This is a genomic window from Corallococcus terminator (assembly GCF_049194865.1).
GTDB lineage: Bacteria > Myxococcota > Myxococcia > Myxococcales > Myxococcaceae > Myxococcus > Myxococcus terminator_A.
In genome coordinates this window covers 197,297-218,372 of record NZ_JBLZWL010000002.1, presented here as the reverse complement: position 1 = coordinate 218,372, position 21,076 = coordinate 197,297, and the positions used below count along the sequence as shown (strand labels likewise).

General features: G+C 68.5%; 16 protein-coding genes. 7 read left to right on the top strand and 9 right to left on the bottom strand.

The genetic code is table 11. The features are described 5' to 3' along the window. Positions 1–113 precede the first annotated feature (113 nt). A complete protein-coding gene (locus ACN469_RS02945; protein WP_498763930.1) occupies positions 114–890 on the bottom strand; it encodes a hypothetical protein in 777 nt (258 codons plus the stop codon). Between the two features lie 84 nt (positions 891–974). On the opposite strand from ACN469_RS02945, the gene ACN469_RS02940 reads away from it, so the two are divergent. From ACN469_RS02940 to ACN469_RS02925, 4 genes are read left to right on the top strand one after another with little or no spacing between them, the layout of a single operon-like run. Next, positions 975–1,577, top strand: a complete 603-nt coding sequence (locus ACN469_RS02940; protein WP_498763928.1) for an RNA polymerase sigma factor — start codon at positions 975–977, stop codon at positions 1,575–1,577. Further along, positions 1,574–2,047, top strand: a complete 474-nt coding sequence (locus ACN469_RS02935) for an anti-sigma factor family protein (protein ID WP_498763926.1) — start codon at positions 1,574–1,576, stop codon at positions 2,045–2,047. The genes ACN469_RS02940 and ACN469_RS02935 overlap by 4 nt, the downstream gene beginning before the upstream one ends. Beyond that, the gene (locus ACN469_RS02930) at positions 2,044–2,538 is read left to right on the top strand and encodes a DUF3106 domain-containing protein (protein ID WP_498763924.1); all 495 of its coding nucleotides are present in this window, start codon (positions 2,044–2,046) and stop codon (positions 2,536–2,538) included. The genes ACN469_RS02935 and ACN469_RS02930 overlap by 4 nt, the downstream gene beginning before the upstream one ends. After that, positions 2,535–2,798 carry a hypothetical protein gene (locus ACN469_RS02925; RefSeq protein ID WP_498763922.1) on the top strand — a complete coding sequence of 88 codons (264 nt, stop codon included), beginning with the start codon at positions 2,535–2,537 and terminating at the stop codon, positions 2,796–2,798. The genes ACN469_RS02930 and ACN469_RS02925 overlap by 4 nt, the downstream gene beginning before the upstream one ends. Positions 2,799–2,822: 24 nt before the next feature. Here the strand turns inward: ACN469_RS02925 and ACN469_RS02920 are convergent, their stop codons facing one another. From ACN469_RS02920 to glmU, 7 genes are all read right to left on the bottom strand, one after another. After that, a complete protein-coding gene (locus tag ACN469_RS02920; RefSeq protein WP_498763920.1) occupies positions 2,823–3,569 on the bottom strand; it encodes a hypothetical protein in 747 nt (248 codons plus the stop codon). A 5-nt stretch (positions 3,570–3,574) separates the two neighbouring features. Next, on the bottom strand, positions 3,575–3,979 hold the full coding sequence (locus ACN469_RS02915) for a hypothetical protein (RefSeq protein WP_498763918.1): 405 nt from the start codon (positions 3,977–3,979) through the stop codon (positions 3,575–3,577). 35 nt (positions 3,980–4,014) lie between these two features. Then, on the bottom strand, positions 4,015–7,986 hold the full coding sequence (locus ACN469_RS02910; protein ID WP_498763916.1) for an RHS repeat-associated core domain-containing protein: 3,972 nt from the start codon (positions 7,984–7,986) through the stop codon (positions 4,015–4,017). Next, positions 7,983–9,293: a hypothetical protein gene (locus ACN469_RS02905; RefSeq protein WP_498763914.1), complete on the bottom strand. Its 1,311-nt coding sequence runs from the start codon at positions 9,291–9,293 to the stop codon at positions 7,983–7,985. Before ACN469_RS02905 ends, ACN469_RS02910 begins: the two co-directional genes overlap by 4 nt. Positions 9,294–9,303: 10 nt before the next feature. Then, positions 9,304–11,757: a type VI secretion system Vgr family protein gene (locus ACN469_RS02900; RefSeq protein WP_498763912.1), complete on the bottom strand. Its 2,454-nt coding sequence runs from the start codon at positions 11,755–11,757 to the stop codon at positions 9,304–9,306. 191 nt (positions 11,758–11,948) lie between these two features. After that, on the bottom strand, positions 11,949–13,784 hold the full coding sequence (gene glmS / locus ACN469_RS02895) for a glutamine--fructose-6-phosphate transaminase (isomerizing) (RefSeq protein ID WP_498763910.1): 1,836 nt from the start codon (positions 13,782–13,784) through the stop codon (positions 11,949–11,951). Between the two features lie 109 nt (positions 13,785–13,893). Continuing rightward, positions 13,894–15,303 (bottom strand): bifunctional UDP-N-acetylglucosamine diphosphorylase/glucosamine-1-phosphate N-acetyltransferase GlmU, encoded by a 1,410-nt coding sequence (gene glmU / locus ACN469_RS02890; RefSeq protein ID WP_498764283.1) that lies wholly within the window; start codon positions 15,301–15,303, stop codon positions 13,894–13,896. A gap of 550 nt (positions 15,304–15,853) precedes the next feature. Between glmU and ggt the strand changes: the two genes are divergently transcribed. The 3 genes from ggt to ACN469_RS02875 all read left to right on the top strand — a co-directional run bounded on the left by ggt (position 15,854) and on the right by ACN469_RS02875 (position 20,589). Then, complete coding sequence (gene ggt, locus ACN469_RS02885; protein WP_498764281.1) at positions 15,854–17,563, top strand: gamma-glutamyltransferase; 1,710 nt, start codon at positions 15,854–15,856, stop codon at positions 17,561–17,563. A gap of 8 nt (positions 17,564–17,571) precedes the next feature. Further along, positions 17,572–18,354: a TatD family hydrolase gene (locus ACN469_RS02880; RefSeq protein WP_498763908.1), complete on the top strand. Its 783-nt coding sequence runs from the start codon at positions 17,572–17,574 to the stop codon at positions 18,352–18,354. A 339-nt stretch (positions 18,355–18,693) separates the two neighbouring features. After that, complete coding sequence (locus tag ACN469_RS02875) at positions 18,694–20,589, top strand: M3 family metallopeptidase (protein ID WP_498764279.1); 1,896 nt, start codon at positions 18,694–18,696, stop codon at positions 20,587–20,589. Positions 20,590–20,700: 111 nt separating this feature from the next. On the opposite strand, the gene ACN469_RS02870 is transcribed toward ACN469_RS02875, so the two are convergent. Further along, positions 20,701–20,979 (bottom strand): hypothetical protein, encoded by a 279-nt coding sequence (locus ACN469_RS02870; RefSeq protein WP_253993222.1) that lies wholly within the window; start codon positions 20,977–20,979, stop codon positions 20,701–20,703. Positions 20,980–21,076: the final 97 nt, after the last annotated feature.

Sequence of the window (21,076 nt, the reverse complement as noted above, 5' to 3'; positions counted from 1 at the left end):
TCGCAGCTCCTTGTATTGGCGAGCCACCCCGGCTCACCTGAACGCGCTTTTAGTACGCGATGGGTAGACCCTAGTCCACCCCTCTGACATCCGTGTTGCATCCTGTCGGGCAGCTAGCTCTCGCGGAGGGCAGCCAGGAAGACGGCCACACCCCCTGCCACACCCGCCCACAGGGCACCGGCGTGGCCGCCCGACCCCAGGGCCAGGAGCAACCCGAAGCCCGACACGAGGGCCAGGAGGCCCAGGCCCAGCCGGTACACGGGACTGCGAGGAGGGGCAAGCCACAAGGCCATCATCGCCAGCGCGCTCAGGCCCACCTGCAAGGTCACCGTGCCTTCGACCGCGCCCGGCCGCAGCACCTCCTCGAGGACCTGGGCCAGCACTCCACCCGCGAGCACCGTGGCGGGCACTCCAGGCCCGAAGTCGAAGCGGCCCTTGCGGCTGCCCCGCCGGGCGGCGGCGTTGGCGCGCAGGTGCTTCAGGTCGTCGGGTTCGACTTCCAGGGCGTAGGGGAAGCCCAGGGACAGGAGCGCCTCCACCGCCACCGCGCGGCAGGAGCGCCCCTCGGCGTCCACCAGCCCGTCCAGCCTCCCGCCGTCGAGGAGCCGGTGCAGGGTGTCCGCCACCTGCCGCTCCCCGCCGCCGCTGGCCAGCTGCGCCAGGACCTCGTTGAGCCGCGAGGAGGCCTCGGGCCGGTCCGCCTCGGAGGCGCTGACGGCCTGCTCCACCCGGACCAGCAGGGGAAGGGGCAGCTCCACGGGGGGCGTGGGCCGGCTGGCCGCCTCGGACGGAGGCGGGGCCCAGGCGGCGAGGTCCGCCAGCCGCTCCTCACCGGGGCCCTCGTCGGGCCTGGGGATGGGCGAATGTGTGCTGCGCGTGGCGTCCGACACCCGGTGACTGTATCCACGGAGGCGGGCGCGGTTCAAAGCGAGGGTGTCCGCAACTTCTTGTGGGTGACGGGGTTGTAGTCGACCGTGGACGTGGATTCGGACGCACAGGCGATGCTGAAGGTGGCCGCGGGGGACCGTCGGGCGTTCGCCTGGCTGTTCGACCGTTACCACGCGAGCGTGGCGCGGTTCGCCTTCCGCTTCGTGGGCGACAGGGAGCGGGCGGAGGAGCTGACGCAGGACATCTTCGTGAAGCTCTACCGCAACGCGAAGGCGTACCAGCCGACGGCGCGCTTCAAGACGTTCCTGTTCCGGGTGGCCACCAATCACTGTCTCAACGAAGTACGGCGCGGGGAGTACCGCGTGGCCCACACGTCCACGGAGACACCGGACGGTGAGGAGACAGGAGGCGTGGAGATGGCGGGGCCGGACGGCGACAGGCCGGACCAGGCGCTGGCGGGGCGCGAGCTGGAGCAAGCGGTGGGAGACGCGCTGCGGAGCATGAGCGACAGGGAGCGCGCCGCCTTCACCATGTGCCGCTTCGAGGGCATGGCGTACCGGGACATCGCGGAGGCGCTGGAGGCGAGCGAGTCCGCGGTGAAGAGCCTCATCCACCGCGCGACGCTGGCGGTGGCGCGAAGGATTGAAGAGCTGCAGGCGGGCACCGTGCCCGCGAGGAGCAGGGCATGAGCTGTCATTTCGAGGAAGACCTCACGGCCTACGTGGACGGCGAGCTGCCCGCGGCCCGCCGCGTGGAAGTGGAGGCCCACCTGGGCGGCTGCACGGGGTGCCGCGCGACGGAGGCGCTCTTGCGCCACACGGTGGCAAGGGTGGCGGAGTTGCCGGACTTCGTACCCTCCCTGGACACGAGGCGCGCGGTGCTGGCGAAGCTGGAGGCGCTGCCGGTGCCGTGGTGGGAGCGGCTGAGCGTGCTGCTGCGCCCCTCGGTGCTGGTGCCCTCGGCGGGCCTGGCCGTGGCGGTGGGGCTGGCGCTGGTGGTGGGCGTGGGCCCCGAGGCGCCCGAGGAGCTGGAGGACCCGGCGGTGATGGAGCTGGCGGCGAACCTGGAGCTGGTCGAGGACTACGAGTGGTTGGGGCTCGACAGCCCCGAGGACCTGGAGGTCGTCGCGAGCCTCCACGAGTTGGAGGTGGCGCAATGACGGGCCGGACGTGGATGGCGCTGGGCCTGATGCTCTCGCTGCTGACGGGCGCGCGCGCGCGCGCGGAGACGGAGCGTCCCGCGACGGCCGCCGAGCGCTTCGAGAAGATGACGCCGGAGCAGAAGGAGGCGCTGCGCGCGAAGCTGCGCGAGTTCAAGTCGATGCCCCGCGACGAGCAGACGCGCATCCGGGGCAACCTGGAGCGCTGGCGCAAGCTGCCCCCCGAGGAGCGCGAGCGGCTGCGCGCCAATCAGCGCGAGCTGCGCAAGCTCAACGTCGCCGAGCGGCAGGCCCTGCGAGAACAGGCGAGAGAGCTGAAGAAGATGGACCCGGAGCGACGCGCGGAGATGCGCCAGCGCATGAAGGCCTACCTGCGGGAGAACCCGGAGCGGCGCGAGCAGCTGCTGGAGAACATGCGCCGCTGGCGGCAGATGACGCCGGAGCAGCGCCAGGAGATGCGGGAGCGCGTGCGCGAGAGGCGGCGCCGGTGAGCCCCGCCGCGCCGCTGGTGTTGTTCCTGGCGCTCATGGCGGCCCCGCCTGCATCGGGCGCGGGCCAGTCCGAGACGCCGCGCACCGAGGAGGCTCCCCTCCCCCCGGCTCCCGCCAGGACTCCGTCGCCCAAGCCCACCCGGCCCACGACGGCCCTGTCCGAGGAGGACCGCGAGGTGGTGGAGAACCTGGAGCTGCTGGAGAGCCTGGACGCCGCCGAGGACCTGGAGCTGCTGATGGAGCTGGCCCAGGACGAGTGAGTCCGCCGTGGCCTCGTGCTCCCTTTACCCAGCGATGGGCGGCGTCCACCTCTCGCCGGGCTGGGAGAAGCGGCCTTCCTGTCGCGCGAAGACGCCAGTCGGGCGCAGCTTCTCGAGCAGCTCGGTCTGCCGCTCCTTGAGCACTTGCGGCGTGGCAGTCCAGGGCGCATCGAGCAGGTCCATCCTGACGACTCCATTCCCACACGGCTGAACACGGCCGCCACTGGCGCGCAGCACCTGCTCGCCGCCCATCAACGCGACCAGGCGCGGCCCCAGGAAGGTCCGAGGGAAGAGCGTATTCGGCCCATTCGCCAGATACGTGTCGGAGTGCTGGAGCGCGCCCCGGTTTATCGACCACTCCGCGGGCGCATCCTTGAATTGGAGATCCACGAGTCCGTACTCGACAGGCAAGACTCCGGCGAGTTGCTCTGCGAAGCCAAAGAGCAAGGCCGGGTCCTCCGGAAGCAACCGCATCTGGCTGAAGACGAACAACCACCCCGCCCCCTTTTCCCCCAGGCTCCAGGTGGCCACGTAGCGAGGCGTCTTCACCCGCCGAAGTGACGGCAAGGTCGGCAAATCCTTCGTCCGGACCTCGTCGACGAAGCGAACAAGCTGCTCCCGGACATAGACTTGGCGCAGATGCTCGCTCTCTCCCCAATGAGTGGGGGCGAGTTTCGGCTGCTGCTCGAAGGCGTCAAGCAGCCGCTCTTTCCAGTTCCATGCCGATTGGGGGAAGAGCAACTCGATTCGGACCTTCTCTATCTCCGCCATGGGCATCAGCCTCCCATGAGGATGACCATCTTGATGGCGCCTTGCTTGTACTCGACGCGCAGGATGTGCGAGCCCTCTTCCCACGCATCATAGAATGACTCTGTGCCATCCGGCGCGCGGACGGACTGGAGCACCTGCGCTCGCGACATTGAGAAGTTCAATCCATAGGGCAGAGGCTTCAAGTAGCCCGGCTTTCCAGCCAGGGGGGCCTTCAAGAAGATGGTGCTGACCCGATTCGTTGCGCTCGCGGTGATCAGGGTCACCCCCTCGGGCTTGAAGATGTAGTAGATGCCTTTGGGAGCCCCCAACTCCTTGTCAATTTCCGGAGTGCCTAGCGTGTTCACGAAGGCCTGCACTTCGGACGACTCGTACGGCTTGTTGATGAGTTCTCCAAGCTTGCGTGGGTCCATCGAATTTCCTCGAAAGATGCATCAGTTCAGAGAGGTCAGCGCAGTCCTACATTCGTGAGGAAGGTGTCGAGCCCCTCCTCATAGAGGCCTATATCCTCATTCCGCGCGTCCAACTGGGTGAAAGCAGCGTCAACCTCCTCCAGGCTCTTACCGGATTGGGAGGCCAGCTCTTCGCGGATCGCGGCCATGTCCTTGCGAGCCGCCTCGCGAAGGTCCCCAGCATCCATCGCGATCTGGTCGGCATTGTTCTTGCCCCCATAGGTGCGGCTTATCTGTCGGTGCACATCATCGGGTTCGCTGATGGACGTTAGATAGTTCTTGAGCGCCCTGGCCTCATCATCCTCCAATTCACGTCCCATCTTTTTTTCAACCGCCTCTCGACACGCGGCGAACGACGGGATGTGGTCATTTTGAAGCTGGTCATATGGAACCGAGCGCTTCGTCTGGTCGCCATATGAGCTGACGTCGAGCGCCTCGACTGGGTCGTTGCCCCCCGCATGATTCGCCTTGCCGCGCTTGGAATGCTGCAACCCCAGGACATCGAAATGCACCAGGGGATTGGCGGGATAGGCATACAGGTTGAGGCCTCCCGCGAGCCCCAGCGGGTCACTCTGTAGATAGCGACCGAGAACAGGGTCGTAGTAGCGGAAACGGTTGTAGAAGAGCCCCGTCTCCACATCGTGGTACTGCCCGGGCAGCCGCAGGCACAGCTCCAGCTCGGACTCGGGCGCCACATGGACCTGGCCGTAGGGCTCGATGGACGTCGCCCACCACACGCCCCGGCCGCTGTCGTCCTCCACCCGGCAGGGCACCCCCGCCTGATTGCTGAACACGGTGTAGACGCGCCCCAGCGCCGGCGCGGCATCCACGCTGTCGTAGTCCACGAAGACAATGGGGACGATGGCATCGTGGGCCGCATAGCCATACGCGCGCAGTCGCCCCTCTGGAGACACCTCCGCCGCGAGCCGCTCCCCCTCCCAATGAAACCAGGTCTGCGCCGCGCCCCGGCCACAGCGGATGCGCCGGCCCAGCGCATCGTACGCGGCTGTCCAGGGCTCGCCCCGCGCATCATCGATGCGCACCAACATGTCCGCGCTGTCGTACGCATAGCGGGTGCGCGCACCATCGAAGGCATGCCGCTCGACCACGTGGTTGCGGTGGTCATGGACGAACCGCTCATCATTGGCGGCGGCCAGCCGATTTCCCGACTGGAGCGAGACACGGAGCAGCCCTGGCTTGGCGAGCAGGTTGCCGCTCGGGTCATATGCATACACGAAGCAGCCCTGGGGCCCATCCTCACGCACCAGGCGATGTTCCGCGTCGAGGGTGTAGCGCGTCTCGCCCCGCACGCTGTCCCACGCGCCGGCGAGGTCTCCCTCCGCCGTGTAATCAAAGCGGACCCACTGGGAATGGAGCATCCCATCCTGGGTGAGCCTCCAGCGGAGGCTGGCCAACAGCCGCCCCCCGTCGTCGTACCGGAGCAGCTCCCGTGTGCCGTTGGCGTGCTCCCGCAGCACCAGCCCCGTCGGGTCCTTCCAGAGCAGATGCTGCCCCCCTGTCGGGTCGATCAGTCGCTGTCCACCCTCCCCCTCGGAGCCCTGGAGCGACCAGACGAACCGTTCGAGCAGGAGGGTGCGACGGCCCCCAGCCATCTGGAGCTGTGTGACGCCCTTGCCATCCCGGAGGTCGTAGCGCGGCGTGCCGGAGTCCTCGCGCTGAAGCCTGACGTCATGAGCCTCGGTCGAGGCGGACGTAGGCCAGCCACGCTCGTCATAGGCGAGGACATGCCGCCCTCCGGAGGCAAGGTGCCGCACGGCCAGCCGCCTGGACGGCGTGTGTTCGATGCGCATCAGCACCGCGCCGTGCCCATCCCGCTTCTCCACGAGGCGGTCTCCAGCGTCCCAGGTGTACTGCTCCTTGAGCACGCCGTGGCGCCAGACGCGGATGATGCGGTCCTTCTCGTCGTAGTCGAAGGTGCTGACGTTGCCCCCGGGGTCCGCGACCCGAGTGGGCTGCTCCGAGGGCCCATACCCGTACTTCGTCGTGTTCCCCAGCCGATCCACTTCGGCCATCACGAGGTTCCACCGCCCGATGCGCCGCTCACGAACCCGGCCGTCCGCGTCCTGGTGCCATACCTCGTTGCCCGCCAGGTCATAACGCCACTGCTGGCTACGCCCCGCGGCATCGACCTCCCGCAGCACGCGTCCGAGCGCATCATGGGTGCGGGACACTCGCGGTGCCGTGGCGCCTTCTCGTCGAAGCCGCACCAGCAGGTCCAGTTCGCCTCGCAGCGCCTCGGGCACCTGCGACAGCAGGGCGCGGGAAGCTCCCGTGGCCGCCTGGGGCAGCGCGTCCAGGGCGCTTCCCAGCAGGAATCCGGAGGGCGTCTGGCCCAGGAAGAACCTCGCGGGCGGAGGCACGCGAGGCAGCTCCTCCGGAGGTGGCAACCGTCGCTGGTACGGGTCCAGACGCCCCACCAGGACGCCTTGCGCGTCGTACTCCCACCGTGTCACGCGCCCGCCGGAGTCCACCTCCCGCAGCACGCGCCCCTCCACATCCACCGCTCGCTCCAGGACACCACCGTACGGATCCACCTGCTTCCGCAAGGTGAGGTTATCGTCGTACTGGAAGACGCTGACGCCGCCCTGACGCTCCGTCAGCCGGGTCTCCCGCTTGACGGGGTCATACTCGAAGCGCGCCCACCACAAGCCATCCTCACCCGAGGTCTCCTCGCAGCGGCCTTGCACGTCATAACGCCACCAGAAGCTGTAACCCGTGGGGGTTCGCATCCGCGTCCAGCGGTGCCCCTCGTCATACTGGTACACATGGCGACCGCCCTCCGCGTCTTCGGACAGCACCAGATGCCCATGAGCGTCGTACTCGTATCGGGCCACGCGCCGCGTGCCACGTCCCTCCAGTCGCAGCACCTCGGTCATCCGGCCCGCGCTGTCATGGACGAAGCGGTAGCGACAGGTGCTCCCAGGCACACGCTCCGTCACCTCACACAGCCGCAGTCCCTCATGGCGCAGCTCCAGCTCCGCCTGCCCTGAGCGGATGAAGCGTGGCAGTGCGACGGCCTGCCCCTCCACGGGACGCATGACCAGGCGGGCCGAGGCGCCCTCGGAAAGCTCCAGGTCCCCACCATCCAGGAGCCGGAGCACCACCCCGTGCCGAGTCGTCTCGCGCTCCCCCTGCCGCGGCGGCGCGAAGTCGATGACCCGGCCCTCCGCGTCTTCGTACCGCCAGGACTGGTTCCAGCGGTGCAGCGTGTGCTGATACGCGTGACGAAACCCCCAACCCAGCACGCCCTGGCGGTCCGCGTGAGCCGTGGTGTAGCGCCGCCGCCAGCAGAAGAGCCCTGGCGGCGCCGAGCGCGCGTCCACGAACTCGTCGAAGTTCGCGCCGGTAATCACATCCACCGGGTGCCCAGCGTTGCAGTGCACCCCATTCTGCGCCTTGCGCGCCGCGCGCATCTTCTTCAGCTTCGACAACAGCGCGCCCAACATCGCCATGCCCGCGCGCATCCCCAGCGCCATGAGCGAGACGGTGGGCGGCCCGCCCACCAGCACGGGCAAGGGGATGGCCAGCACCATTGTCGTCGGGAGGACCAGGCTCTTGACGGTCTTCTTCTTCTTGAGCCTGGGGATGGGAGGCATGCCCAGGTCCTGACAACTCAACACAGGCAGGGCGAGGTGGCTGAAGGCATCCCCATCCACCGAGACGGTGGAGCTGCCCATGAAGACCTCCGACTCATTGGCCGGAGGCTTGATGAAGACGCCTCCCATCGGGATGTGGGGAGGCAGCGCCGTGCCCGAGGAGCCGGCCTGTGCGCGCGGCAATCCTCCCACCAGCACCGTCGCGCCCAGGACCGGCACGTAGTCCATCGGGTCGAACACCATGCCGATGTGCGGGTGGGGAATGGGAATGGGCGGGACAGGGCCGGGGGGCTGGACGATGTGGATGTCGATGCCCAGCAACGGGTCCAGGTGTTTGGCGGCTGGCATCATGACGGCATCCTCCGCGCCACGGCGGGCCCCCACCCGGGCCCCAGGAGCTTCTCCAACTGCTGGATGAGCGGTCGCTCGTGCTCGCGGTACTTCCACGTTCGCGTGAGCCGCAGCATGCCCTCACCCAGGTAGCGCAGCGTGGACGAGCGGCGCGTCTCGTCATCCATGCGCTGCCCGACCTTGAGGCCCTCCACGCCACAGCGCCACGAAGCCTCGGGGACACGCGCCTGCTCATGGCAGTACGCCGCCATGCGCCAGCACTCCAGCAGCATGCGCGTGTCCTGGAGCTGCTCGGCCAGGGGGACCGTCTCCTCGTACACTCCCGCTCCGCGCGCATAGGAGGCCGCCGAGACGAGCCCCGCCCCCAATGCCAGACGCACCTTCAACCGCAGCGCGAGCGCAGTAGGCTCACCTCTCGCCTGCGCCTCCAACGCCGCCGCCTCTGCCTGACGGTAGGAGCGGATGGCCTCCACGGGCTTGCCGACAGCCAGGTAGCCAGCACCGAGCGTGAACCAGGAAGCCACCAGCAGGTGGCCCCAGTGCTGCGCCTGGGCCAGGGCCGCCGCCTGCGCCGTGAGCTGCTCCGCGCGCCCCAGCTCCCGGGCCTCGATGGCTCTGCCAAGCTGCACGAACAGGTGGCGGTAACGACCCGCCGGGCTGTCCAGACGACCCGCTGCCAGGGAGATCTCCTCGAGGGCCGCCCCCATTCCCAGGTCCGCCACCTGGGTCCTCACTCTCGGCGCCCATCGATGGGAGACCTCCGTAAGCCGAGGTGCCTCTCGCGAGTCGATACAGACCAGGCGAACACCCGGCAGGCGGGCGCGTGACACCGCGCGCTCCACCCATCCCGCCCACTCCCGAGAGGGCACGTCGCCTTCGGGAAGCAGCACGAGCACCAGATGCTCGAACAAGGGCCGGTGGTGGAGGTGAAAAGACGCGGCCGCGGCGAGGAAGCCATCCACGTCGTCCGCGTCCGGAACTGGCCGGGAGGCGCGCCAGGAGGCATCGACGCCCGCCGCCGCCAGGTCATCCCGTATCGAGGCGTACTGCTCGGAGAGGGACTCCACCAGCGCCAACCCGTACCGCGTCGGTTCATCGAAAGATGGGGTGAGCCGGAGGAACAAGTCGGAGGTGACGCCGCTCTCGTGGTCCTCCACCTGGAAGAACGTCTCCAGCAGCGGCCACTCGCCCTGGGCCAGGACCCATCGCAACAGGCGCGCCTCGGGGTCCGCTGTGAACTCGCGCCACTGGCTCCGCACCCGCTCGAGGCGCTTCAGGATGGGCGCTCGGATGTCGTTGTCGGACATGTGCCTGGCGTCAGTTGATCTTCACCAGACCGCCGGTGATTTCATTCAGCTCCGCACCGGCCGAGGAGACCTTCCGACCCGATACAGCCACGCCGCCGGGGTCCAGCTTCACCGTACTGGCTCCCCCCGCGAGCGAGACCTCGACCGCGCCCGCAATCTCGATCTTCGTGGGGGTGAGCTTGATGGAGCATCCTCCACAGCTCAGCGCGATTTCCGTCCCCGAGTTCACCGAGATCTTCCCACTGTCCTCGATGTGGACTTCCCCCGAGCCGTGGACGAGCTTGATGTAGCTGCCCGCGTCGAGCACCACGTGCCCTCCCGTGAAAACCAACGTCGTGGGCCCCTGGGTGAGCTGGTGCTTGACGTCGGCGGTGACGTGCCGTTCGGCGCTCACAGTGAGCTCGTCGTTGGTCGTGACCACCGTCTTCCGGCCAGCCTCCAGCGTGACGGTCTCCGGGCCGGTGACCTTCTTGGCGCGCATGCCGCCCACCGAGTACGTCTCCTGGCCCTCCACCGAGAGCGTGCGGTTGCCCTTCACGGTGACGCTCTCGTCGGCCTTCACCGTCTCGGTGCGGTTCTTCTCGACAGTGATGGTCTCGTTCTTCTTCACCGTCTTGGTGCGGTTGCCCGAGACGGTCATGGACTGTTCACCCCCCACGCTCTCCGTCTGGTTGACACTCACGGTGTTGGTCTGGTTGTTCTTCACCGTGTTCGCCTGGTCGTTGTTCACCTGAGTGGTGTGGTCATGCTCCACCACCTCCGACAGGTCCTTCTGCGCGTGGAGGAACACCTGCTCCTGCCCCTTGGCGTCCTCGAAGCGCAGCTCGTTGTAGCCGTCTCCTCCTGGCGAACTCTGGGTGCGCAGCGTGCTTCGCGTGCGCTCCTCGGGAAGCTTCGTCGGTGGCGGGTTGGCGCCGTTGTAGACACAGCCGATGACCAGGGGCCGGTCGGGGTTGCCTTCCAGGAAGTCGACCACGACCTCCATGCCCACCCGGGGGATGAAGAGCGCCCCGAACCCGGCGCCCGCCCACGTCTGCGCCACGCGCACCCAGCAGGAGGCTTTCTCATCCTCCGGGCCCACCCGGTCCCAGTGGAATCGCACCTTGATGCGGCCATGAACGTCGGTGTGGATCTCCTCTCCCGCGGGGCCCACCACCGTCGCCGTCTGCAGGCCAGGGATGCGACTGCGCACCAGCGGGTACTCCGGCCGGAAGGGGACCGCTAGGGGGACACACTCGAAGCGGTTCTCGTAGCGCTCTCGCTTCGTGTCCTCGCCAGCGTCCTCCTTGGAGTACAGCGGCCGTTCCTCGGGGGCCTCGCCCAGATGCTCGATGCGAGTGATGAGATAGGCTTGGTCCAGCTCGCCGCGCGCGTGACCCTGGAGTTCGAAGGTGTACCCCGGGCAGAACCCCGTCACGTTGCCTCGGCCCCGCCCCTTCCTGCCTCCCAGCTTCTGGCCCTCCCGGAGCAAGCGAGCGCGGGTGGTCACGTCCTCCTGGGTATAGCGGTGGCTCTCCACGTCGTACTCAGACAGGGTCAGCTCCGCGGGATAGAGATACGACTCCCGTCCGCTCTCCAGTTCCTCCCGCGCATCCTTCGTCAATTGCAGCCGGGGCCGCGTCCAGTCGAAATCCCTGACGACCACGCCGGTCGGCCGTAGCGCGCTGGACCAGTCGAGCCCCTTGAGCGTCTCCACATGAGCGAGCCCTCCCGCCTGATTGGAAACCCACACGGCCCCGCCGTCGAGTGTGGCGATAGGTTGGAAGGGAGCATTCGCGTCGACCAGGACGAGCTCTTCGACATCGCCCGTGTGCTCGAAGAAGAAGGCGATGCCTTCTTCCTTCATCAGGCGCAGAACGAAATCGAGGTCCGACTCGGCATACTGCACGCAGTACTCTCGCTTCGGGTACTCTCGCTGGAGGGCTACGCGCACCCTGCGTTTGAAGGGGGTGAGCATCTCCTCCATCACATCCACCAGCACCTCGGGGACGGACATCCCCTGGAAGATGTATGAGTCCACCCGCTGGGACAGCTCCCAGAGCGCCGGGACGACATGGACTCGCACCATGCGCTTGTCGGCCAGGGTGCCAAGGTCCTCGACGTGCCGCACGATGCCCAGGACCTGGCGCGACAGAGGTCCTCGCGCCATCCCCAGCGCACACGAGGAGCCGAGCATCACCTCGGCATCCAGCATGGGGCCCTCGAAGACCAGGTCGACCAGGGCCTCGTAGAGCTCGGACAATCCTTCGCGAGCCTGGACCCGACTCACATGCCAGGGAGCCAGCGGCGCGTCGCTGGTACTGAACGTATAGCGCACGACCGACACCGGGTCGCCACCACCGAGCAGCGCGAGCACTCCCGTGAGCGCCTCGCCTACGTTCCCCTCCCCAAGTCGCTTGGCGACCTGGACAGCCGTGGAAGCCACCTGCGCCAATTCCAGACGGCGCTCGTCGAACGCAGACATGGGGTCCCCCGCCGAGGCAAAGAACAGCGGCGACCCAAGGTTCTAACCCCACTACGCCCCCAATGGCAAGCATCGAACCCCGCACGGACAGTCCGTATGTAATTACCACTAGCGTCCCACTGAGACGACGAAAGCCCGAGTTCCTCGAGGGGAACCCGGGCTTCGTTGACGTCAGGGCCTTCGAGCGGCGACTACTCCACCGTCACGCTCTTGGCGAGGTTGCGCGGCTGGTCCACGTCATTCCCGCGCATCTCCGCCACGTGGTACGCGAGGAGCTGGAGCGGAATGGTGGCAATCACGGGCGCGAGCAGCGCGCACGCCGCCGGAACCCGGATGACGTGGTCGGCGAGCCCCGCCACCTGGTCGTCGTCCTCGTCGATGACGGCGATGACCTTGCCGCCGCGCGCGCGGACCTCCTCGATGTTGCCGATGATCTTCTCGTAGGCCACGTGCGGCTTCTTCGGCGCGATGACCACCACCGGCATCTTCTCGTCGATGAGGGCAATCGGGCCGTGCTTCATCTCGCCACCCGCGTAGCCCTCCGCGTGGATGTACGAAATCTCCTTCAGCTTCAGCGCGCCCTCCAGCGCCACCGGGTGCATGGGGCCGCGGCCGAGGAAGAGGAAGTCCTGCGAGTTCATGAACTCACGGGCCACGCGCTTCACGGTCGGCTCGCACTTGAGCACCTCTTCAATCATCTTCGGGATTTCCGTCAGATGAGTCAGGTGCTCCTGCGCCGCCGCCACGGACAGGGTTCCGCGCATGCGACCCAGCTTCACCGCCAGCAGGTAGAGGGCCACCAGCTGCGTGGTGAACGCCTTCGTGGACGCGACGCCAATCTCCGGGCCCGCGTTGGTGAGGACGGAGAACTCCGCCTCGCGCGTCATCGCGCTGCCAATGACGTTGCAGATGGCCATCGCCGTGGCCCCGCGCGCCTTGGCTTCCTTGAACGCCGCCAGCGTGTCCGCCGTCTCACCCGACTGGCTGATGGCGATGGCCAGGTGCGAGGACTCCACAATCGGGTCGCGGTAGCGGAACTCGCTCGCCAGCTCCACTTCCACCGGGAGCCGCGCCAGCGTCTCAATCATGTGCTTGCCGGCCACGCCCGAGTGCCACGACGTGCCGCACGCGAGAATCGTGATTTTCGACAGCGAGCGGACCTTCTCGGGCGTCATGTTCCAGCCCTCGAAGTGGACGTCGCCCTCGGTCAGGAGCATCCGGCCGCGCAGCGTGTCCGCGACGGCGCGGGGCTGCTCCCAGATCTCCTTGTGCATGAAGTGCTTGTAGCCGCCCTTCTCCGCCATCATCGGCGTCCAGTCGATGCGGCGGGTGGCGCGGTTCACCGGCTGACCCTGGCGGTTGAAGATCTCCACCTTGGCGGCGGAGACGATGGCCAGGTCGCCCTCCTCCATGTAGACGATGTCGCGCGTGTGCTCGAGCACCGCGGGCACGTCGCTGGCGATGAAGTTCTGCCCCTCGCTCAGGCCCAGCACCATGGGCGACGCGTTCTTCGTGCAGACGATGCGGTGGGGGTCCGTCGCGCTCACCACCGCCAGCGCGTACGTGCCCTTCACCTGGTCAATGGCTCCGCGCACCGCGTCCGGCAAATCCTTGCCCGCCTCCAGCTCATCCGAGATGAGGTGGGCGAAGACCTCCGTGTCCGTCTCCGAGGAGAACACGTGGCCCTTGGCGCGAAGCTGCGTCTTCAGCGACAGGTGGTTCTCGATGATGCCGTTGTGCACCACCGCGACGTTCTTGTACGTGTGCGGGTGCGCGTTCTCGTCCGAGGGACGGCCGTGCGTGGCCCAACGGGTGTGGCCGATGCCGATGTTGCCCTGCGGCTGGTCCGCCACCACCCGGTTCTCCAGGTTGCGCAGCTTGCCCGTGGCTCGAACCACGTTGAGCTGATTGCGATTGACCACCGCGACGCCCGCCGAGTCATAGCCCCGGTACTCGAGCTTCTTGAGCCCGGACACCAGGATGGGAGCCGATTCCTTGTCACCAACGTAACCAACAATCCCGCACATATGCAGACCTCTCTCTCACGCCCACGCCCGCCGGAGCAAACCGAGGGATACCCATACTTCTCTGGGAGTGGCTGTCAGGCCGCTCCCCAAGCAAGTCCCAAGCCCGCGCTCAACCGCCCTTCGCCGCGCGGCGCGCCTTCTTCGCGGCCACCCAGCCTTCCTTCGTCACCTGTGGCGCCCGTGACACAGCGAGGCTGCCGGGCGGCACATTTTTCGTCACCGTGGTTCCCGCCCCCACGTAGGCGCCATCCCCCACCTTCACCGGTGCCACCAGCTGGGTGTCGGAGCCGATGAAGACTCCGTCTCCCAGCTCCGTGAGGCTCTTGTTCACCCCGTCATAGTTACAGGTGATGGTGCCCGCCCCGACGTTGCAGCCCGCGCCAATCTTGGCGTCGCCCAAGTAAGTCAGGTGGTTGGCCTTGCTGCCCTTGCCGATCTGAGCTTTCTTCGTCTCCACGAAGTTGCCCAGATGCACATCCTCTGCCAGCTCCGTCCCGGGGCGCAGGCGAGCGAACGGGCCAATGAAGTTCCGCACGCCGACCTTCGCCTCCTCCAGCACGGAGTAGGGCTTGAGCACGGAGCCCTCCGCCACGGTGGAGGCGCTCAGCACACAGCCGGCGCCGATGGTGACGTTCTCCCCCACCACCGTGCCCGCCATCAGCATGACCCCCGGGCCCACCTCGCTGTCGGCGCCCACCACCACGTCCTCCTCGATGAAGGTGGTGTCGGAGTCCAACAGGGTGACACCGGCGCGCATGTGCGCCTCGTTGATGCGGCGCTGGAGCACCCGGGCGCGCGCGGCCAGCTCCACCTTGTCATTCACGCCCGCGGTCTCCGTGGCATCCACGTCCACGGTGCCCACGCGGCCCTGCTTGGAGGCCAGCTCCACCAGGTCCGTCAGGTAGTACTCGCCCTGCGCATTGTTCGGTTTGATTTCGGCCAGCGCCTTCCAGAGGAAGGCCGCGTCGACGGAGTAGATGCCCGCGTTGCACTCCTTGACCGCGCGCTGCTCGGCGGTGGCGTCCTTCTGCTCCACCACCCGCACCACCTGGCCGCCCTCGCGCAACACGCGGCCGTAGCCGGTGGGGTCGTCGAGCCGCGTCGTCACCATGGCCAGCACCCCGCCCGCGGCGTCGTGCGCGGCGAGCAGCGCCGCCAGCGTCTCCCGGCGCAGCAGCGGTACATCGCCGTACAGGATGAGGACCCGACCGGAGAACCCCTTCAGGGCCTCCTCCGCCGAGCGCACCGCGTCCGCCGTCCCCCGCTGCTCACGCTGGAGCGCGAAGCGCAGGGGCGCCTCGGGAAACAGCGCCCGGACCTCCTTCTCCACGCTCTCCGCCTGATGGCCCACGACGGGCACCACCGTGGAGGCGCCAAGCTCGAGCGCTCGCTTCAGGGGATAGGCGCACAGGGGCTTTCCGAGGATGGCGTGAAGGACCTTCGCCTTCTTCGACTTCATCCGCGTGCCCTTGCCCGCACACAACACCACCGCCGACAGAGCTGTCATGCGGCGGAGAATTAGGGACAGGGAATCGAGTCGTCAACCGCACGAGGCTCCGAAGTCTCGGAGGTGTTGTCAGGTCGCGGCTTCGCGCTCACGGCCACGCACAGCGCGTTGCTCTTCACCGTGATTCCGAAGCTCGGCTTGAGGAAGAGGGTGACGCGGCCCGAGGGCGGAACGGACCCGGTCCGGGTCGTCTTCTCAGGTGTGACCGGTGCGCTCATTTGCTCCCCCAGTCGCGACTCATGACGGGGGAAGGATGCACCCTCTCGAAAAACAATCCAAGAGGAAAAATGTTGCCGAGTTGAAATCATGGTCCGGTGCGGACAGTTCGTGCATACCGGGAGAGGTGTAGTCGGTGCGGCGCCCCCGAGTCCCGGCCCCCAGGTGTGGGTGAGTGTCCGCCGGGTAACACATGATCCGCGACGAAGGCCAGCCACAAGGTATTGATTGCGCCCCAGGAGGGGTGGACTCCGTGAACGACACGAGCTTCGAGAAGCAAACCCCGCGCACGAGCGCGAGGGTGCTGGAGGCGACGGTGCGAAGTCTGGCGGTGGCGCTCGTATTGATGGCGTGTGTGGCTCACGCGGCGCGGCCGTACCGGGGCGGCGCGGTGGCCACGGCGTATCCGCCGGCCAGCGCGGCGGCGCTGAAGATGCTCGACAAGGGCGGCAACGCGGTGGACGCGGCGGTGGCGGCGGCCTTCGTGGCGGCCGTCGTCGGGCCGTACCACTCGGGCGTGGGCGGCGGCGGCTTCGCGCTGGTGCACGACGCGAAGTCCGGGGCCACCCGCGTACTGGACTTCCGCGAAGTCGCGCCCAAGGCGGCCACGCGCGACATGTTCCTGAAGGACGGCAAGGTGGTGCCGGGGCTGTCCACCGACGGCGTGTTGAGCGTCGCGGTGCCGGGCGCGGTGGCGGGCTATCTGGAGCTGCTCAAGACGCACGGCACCCTGCCCCCGTCCGTCGTCCTGGCGCCGGCCATCGAGGCGGCGCGCAAGGGCCTGTGGGTGACGCCGCGCTACCTCAGCATGGCCGAGGGCCGGCTGGAGTGCCTGCGCAAGGACCCGGAGGCCACCCGCATCTTCCTCGTCAAGAACGAGCAGGGCGAGCACGTCCTCCCGCCCATCGGCCACCTCGTGCGCCAGCCGGACCTGGCGCGCACGCTGTCCACTGTCGCGAAGAGCGGCGCCAAGGGCTTCTATTCGGGCGCGGTGGCCAAGGGCATCGTCGACACGGTGAAGGCGGGCGGCGGCGTGCTCACGCTGGAGGACCTGGCGGCCTACAAGACGCGCCCTCGCGAGCCGCTGGAGGGCAGCTACCGAGGCCACCGCATCCTCACCATGCCTCCGCCGAGCGCGGGCGGCGTGGCGGTGCTCCAGGTGCTGGGCGCGCTGGAGCAGCTGCGGCCCCAGGGCCTGGGCTTCAGGGACCCGGAGGTCGTACACCTGTATGTGGAGGCGCTGCGGCGCGCGTACGTGGACCGCGCCAAGTACCTGGGCGACCCGGACTTCGCCGACGTGCCCACCGCGCGGCTCATCTCCAAGGGACACATCGCGGACCTGGCGGGCTCCATCGACCCGAAGAAGGTGACGTCCAGCCTGGCGCTGTTGCCCCAGACGGCGGGCTCGCAGGGCTCCACGCTGACGGACAAGCCGGTGACGCTGACGCCGGAGCCGGAGCGCAAGAACACCACGCACATCTCCGTCGTGGACAAGCAGGGCAACGCGGTGGCGCTGACGGCCACGGTGAACTACAGCTTCGGCTCGTGTGTCGTCGCCAAGGGCACCGGCGTGCTGCTGAATGACGAGATGGACGACTTCGCCGCGCAGCCCGGCGTGCCCAACGCGTACGGCCTCGTCACGGGCGAGCCCAACGCGATTCAGCCCGGCAAGGTGCCGCAGTCCTCCATGTCGCCCACGCTGGTGTTCTCCAAGGAGGACCCCAAGCGCGTCATGCTCGCGGTGGGCAGCCCGGGCGGCTCCACCATCCCCACCACCGTCATCCAGGTCATCAGCAACATGGTGGACAGCGGCATGGACGTGGGGCGCGCGGTGAACGAGGGCCGCGTCCATCACCAGTACCTGCCGGACGAGCTCTGGGTGGACAAGTGGGGCCTGGAGCCGGCCACGCTGTCCGCGCTGGAGGCCAAGGGCCATAAAATCCGCCGCGTGGACCAATGGGGCGACGCGGAGGCGGTGTTCATCGACCCGAAGACAGGCCTGCGCTTCTCCGCGAGCGACCCGCGCAACGAGGGCCTCGCCCTGGGGCAGGATTGAGAGGAACCGTGCCCGAGCCCCTGCCCATCTTCGACGCGCACCTGCACCCCGAGGGCCTGAGCGACCAGGACCTCGAGTCGATGCGCTTCTTCGGGGTGGAGCGGGCGCTCGTGGTGGCGCACCACTTCCCGGAGCCCACCTCCAAGGCCCTGCTGCGCCACTTCGACGACGTGGTGGAGCGGCAGCTGCCCCGGCTGGAGAAGGTGGGCATCCGCGCGTACGCCGCGCTGGGTGTCCACCCGCGCTGCATCCCCCGACGCGGCCTGTCCGAGGTCCTCTCCGCGCTGCCCGACTACTTCCAGGGAGGCCGCGTCGTCGCCCTGGGCGAGACGGGGCTGCACGCGGGCGGAGAGGAAGAAGAGGAGGCCTTCCTCGAACAGCTCGCGCTGGCGCGCAGCCTCAAGCTTCGCGTCGTCGTGCACACGCCCCTGGCCGACAAGGAGCGCCACACGCGCCGCATCCTGCTGCTGCTGCGCCAGTCCGGCGTGCTGCCCTCGCGCGTGCTGGTGGACCACGCCACGGCCCGCACCGTGCGCACCATCCTGGAAGTGGGCCACTGGGCGGGCCTCACCCTGCACCCGGAGGCCCTGCCCGCCGAGCGCGCCGTGGCGCTGGTGCGCAAGCTGGGCAGTGAGCGGCTGGTGCTCAACTCCGACGCCGGAGATGGCGCCGGTGACATCCTGGGCCTCGCCCGCGTGGCCAACCTCCTCTCCAAGGCCCGCCTCTCCGAGCGCATCGTGCGCCGCGTCGCCCGCGACAACGCCGCCCGCTTCCTCCAGGTGGGAACCTGAGCCACACGGTCCTCGCCGGGCCCCACACCGACTCACTCTTCCGGGCATCGGACTCCACTGCCCGACTCCAGTCGGAGTGAATTTTTGCAACAAAAGACACCCTTGTCCGTCCTTGTCTGCGTGAGCGCATACGGGGAAGCCCCAAGCCCCAGGCTGCGCCGCGGTTTTCACACTCCGGTTCGGGAGGGCTCTTTGCGTTCCACCTTCGTCATCGTCGCCGCCGTCATGTTCGCGGGGTGCCTGGGCACGTCGGCCCGGGCACCCGCGCGCGCGGGCGACACGCGAGGGCCGCTCGCGCCAGAAGCCGGGCGGCTGCTCGCCACCACTCCCGAGCACTTCATGGAGGCGTGTCGGCGCGACATCCAGGAGGCCCGTGGCGCGGTGACGCGGCTGACGACGCCCGGCTCACGGCCCGCGACGACGGAGGCGCTGCTCACCACGTATGACGACGCGATGGCGCTCCTGGACGACATCGTCGGGCGCTCCGGCATCGGCGCCAACGTGCACCCGGACGCCGCCTTCCGGGCCGCCGCGGAGCGGTGCGAGCAGGCCGTGGAGCGGGTGCGCACGGACATCTCGTTGGACCGCCGCGTCTACGACGTGATGGCCGCGCTCGACGTGTCCCGACAGGACGCGGTGACGCGGCGCTGGGTGGCGAAGGTGCTGCGAGGCTTCCAGCGCGCGGGCGTGGACCGGGACGAGGCCACGCGCGAGCGCGTGCGCATGCTCCAGGAGGAGCTCATCGTCCTGGGCCAGGAGTTCAGCCGCCACATCCACGACGACGTGCGGCACCTGGATGTGGCGCCCTCGGCGCTGGCGGGGCTGCCGGAGGACTACGTGCGCGCCCACCCGCCCGGCCCGGACGGCCTGGTGCGCCTGGCCACGGACTCCTCGGACCTGGGGCCCTTCATGACGTACGCGCGCGACACGGCGACGCGCGAGGCGCTGTGGCGCCTGGGACGGCGACGAGGCCACCCGCGCAACCTGGACACGCTGGCGCGGATGCTCCAGGCGCGCCACGCGCTGGCCACGCTGCTGGGCTACCCGAGCTGGGCGGCCTACGCGGCCGAGGACAAGATGGTGCGCGAGCAGCGCGTGGCGGCGGACTTCATCGAGGAGCTGGCCTCCGCCGTCGCCGGCCGCATGCGCTCCGAATACGCCGTGCTGCTGACGCGCAAACAGCGGGACGTGCCGGGCGCCACCCGCGTGGAGCCCTGGGAGCAGGCGTGGCTGGAAGACAGGGTGCGCGCCGAGCAGTACCGCTTCGACTCGCGCGAGCTGCGGCCGTACTTCGAATACACGCGCGTGAAGCGCGGGGTGATGGACCTCACCGCCAGCCTCTTCGGCCTCACCTATCGCCGCGTGCTGGACGCGCCCGTCTGGCACCCGGACGTGGAAGTCTGGGACGTCTACGAGGGCCCCGAGCGCAGGGGCCGCTTCTACCTGGACATGCACCCGCGCCCCGGCAAGTACACGCACGCGGCGCAGTGGGACCTGGCCGTGGGCCGCGCGGGCAAGTCACTGCCCGAGGGCGTGCTGACGTGCAACTTCCCCCGGCCCGGCGCGCGGCCCGCGCTGCTCCAGCACTCCGAGGTGCGGACGTTCTTCCACGAGTTCGGCCACCTGCTGCACCACCTGCTGGGCGGCAAGGCGCGCTGGGCGGGCCTGTCCGGCACGCGCACGGAGGTCGACTTCGTGGAGGCCCCCGCACAGGTGCTGGAGGAGTGGGCCTGGAGCGTGGAGTCGCTCCAGCGCTTCGCCCGGCACATCGACACCCACGCGCCCCTGCCCGCCGACCTCATCTCCCGGATGCGCCGCGCGGACTCCTTCGGCAAGGGGCTCTGGGTGCGCCAGCAGCTCTTCTACGCCGCCGTCAGCCTCTCCCTTCACTCAGGGGACCCCGCGGGCACCGACTCCACCGCGAGCGTCCTGGCGCTCCAGGAGCGCTACCTGCCCTTCCGCGCCGTCAGCGGCACGTACGCCCACCTCGCCTTCACCCAGTTGGATGGCGACTACTCGGCGCTCTACTACACGTACCTCTGGTCGCTCGTCATCGCGCGCGACTTGCTCACGCCCTTCGAGCAGCACGGGCTGATGGACGTGGAGACGGCCCACCGCTACCGCGACACCGTCCTGGCGCCGGGCGGCTCCAAGGACGCCGCGGACCTCGTCCGGGACTTCCTCGGCCGGGGGTACGACTTCGGGGCGTACTCGCGCTGGCTGGAGGGCCGCTGACGCATCCCGCCGGGGGCTGTAAATTCAAAGGGCCCCGCGATGTGAATCGCGAGGCCCCTTGTGTTGTGAATCCGTCAAACCCGCACCGGTACGCTCACGGGGAGCGTAGCGTCAGTGCACGGCGGGTACGGATGCGGCCACTTCCGGCTGGAGGGTGATGGCCTGCGCGTCCGGATCCAACCGGACCTGCACGGGCACGCCCTGGAAGCGGTACTGGGCCAGCGAATCCGCCGCTCCGTCGAGGAGAAGCTGATAGCGCTCCTCCAGCTCCACCGCGATGAGCAGCATCGTCTCGCCCGCGTCCGCCACACCCGGGCGGTACACCTGGCACCGCTGGAACCGCGCCCAGCGACCGTTCTCCATCTTCACCAGCTCGCCGTCGTAAGCCATGCGCAATTCCTCCGCAGCAATGAGACGAGAACCAATGTAAGGACGAATTAACTCGCTGTCATCCCCCCACTTGAAAATTCGTTAAGCCCTTTGAATT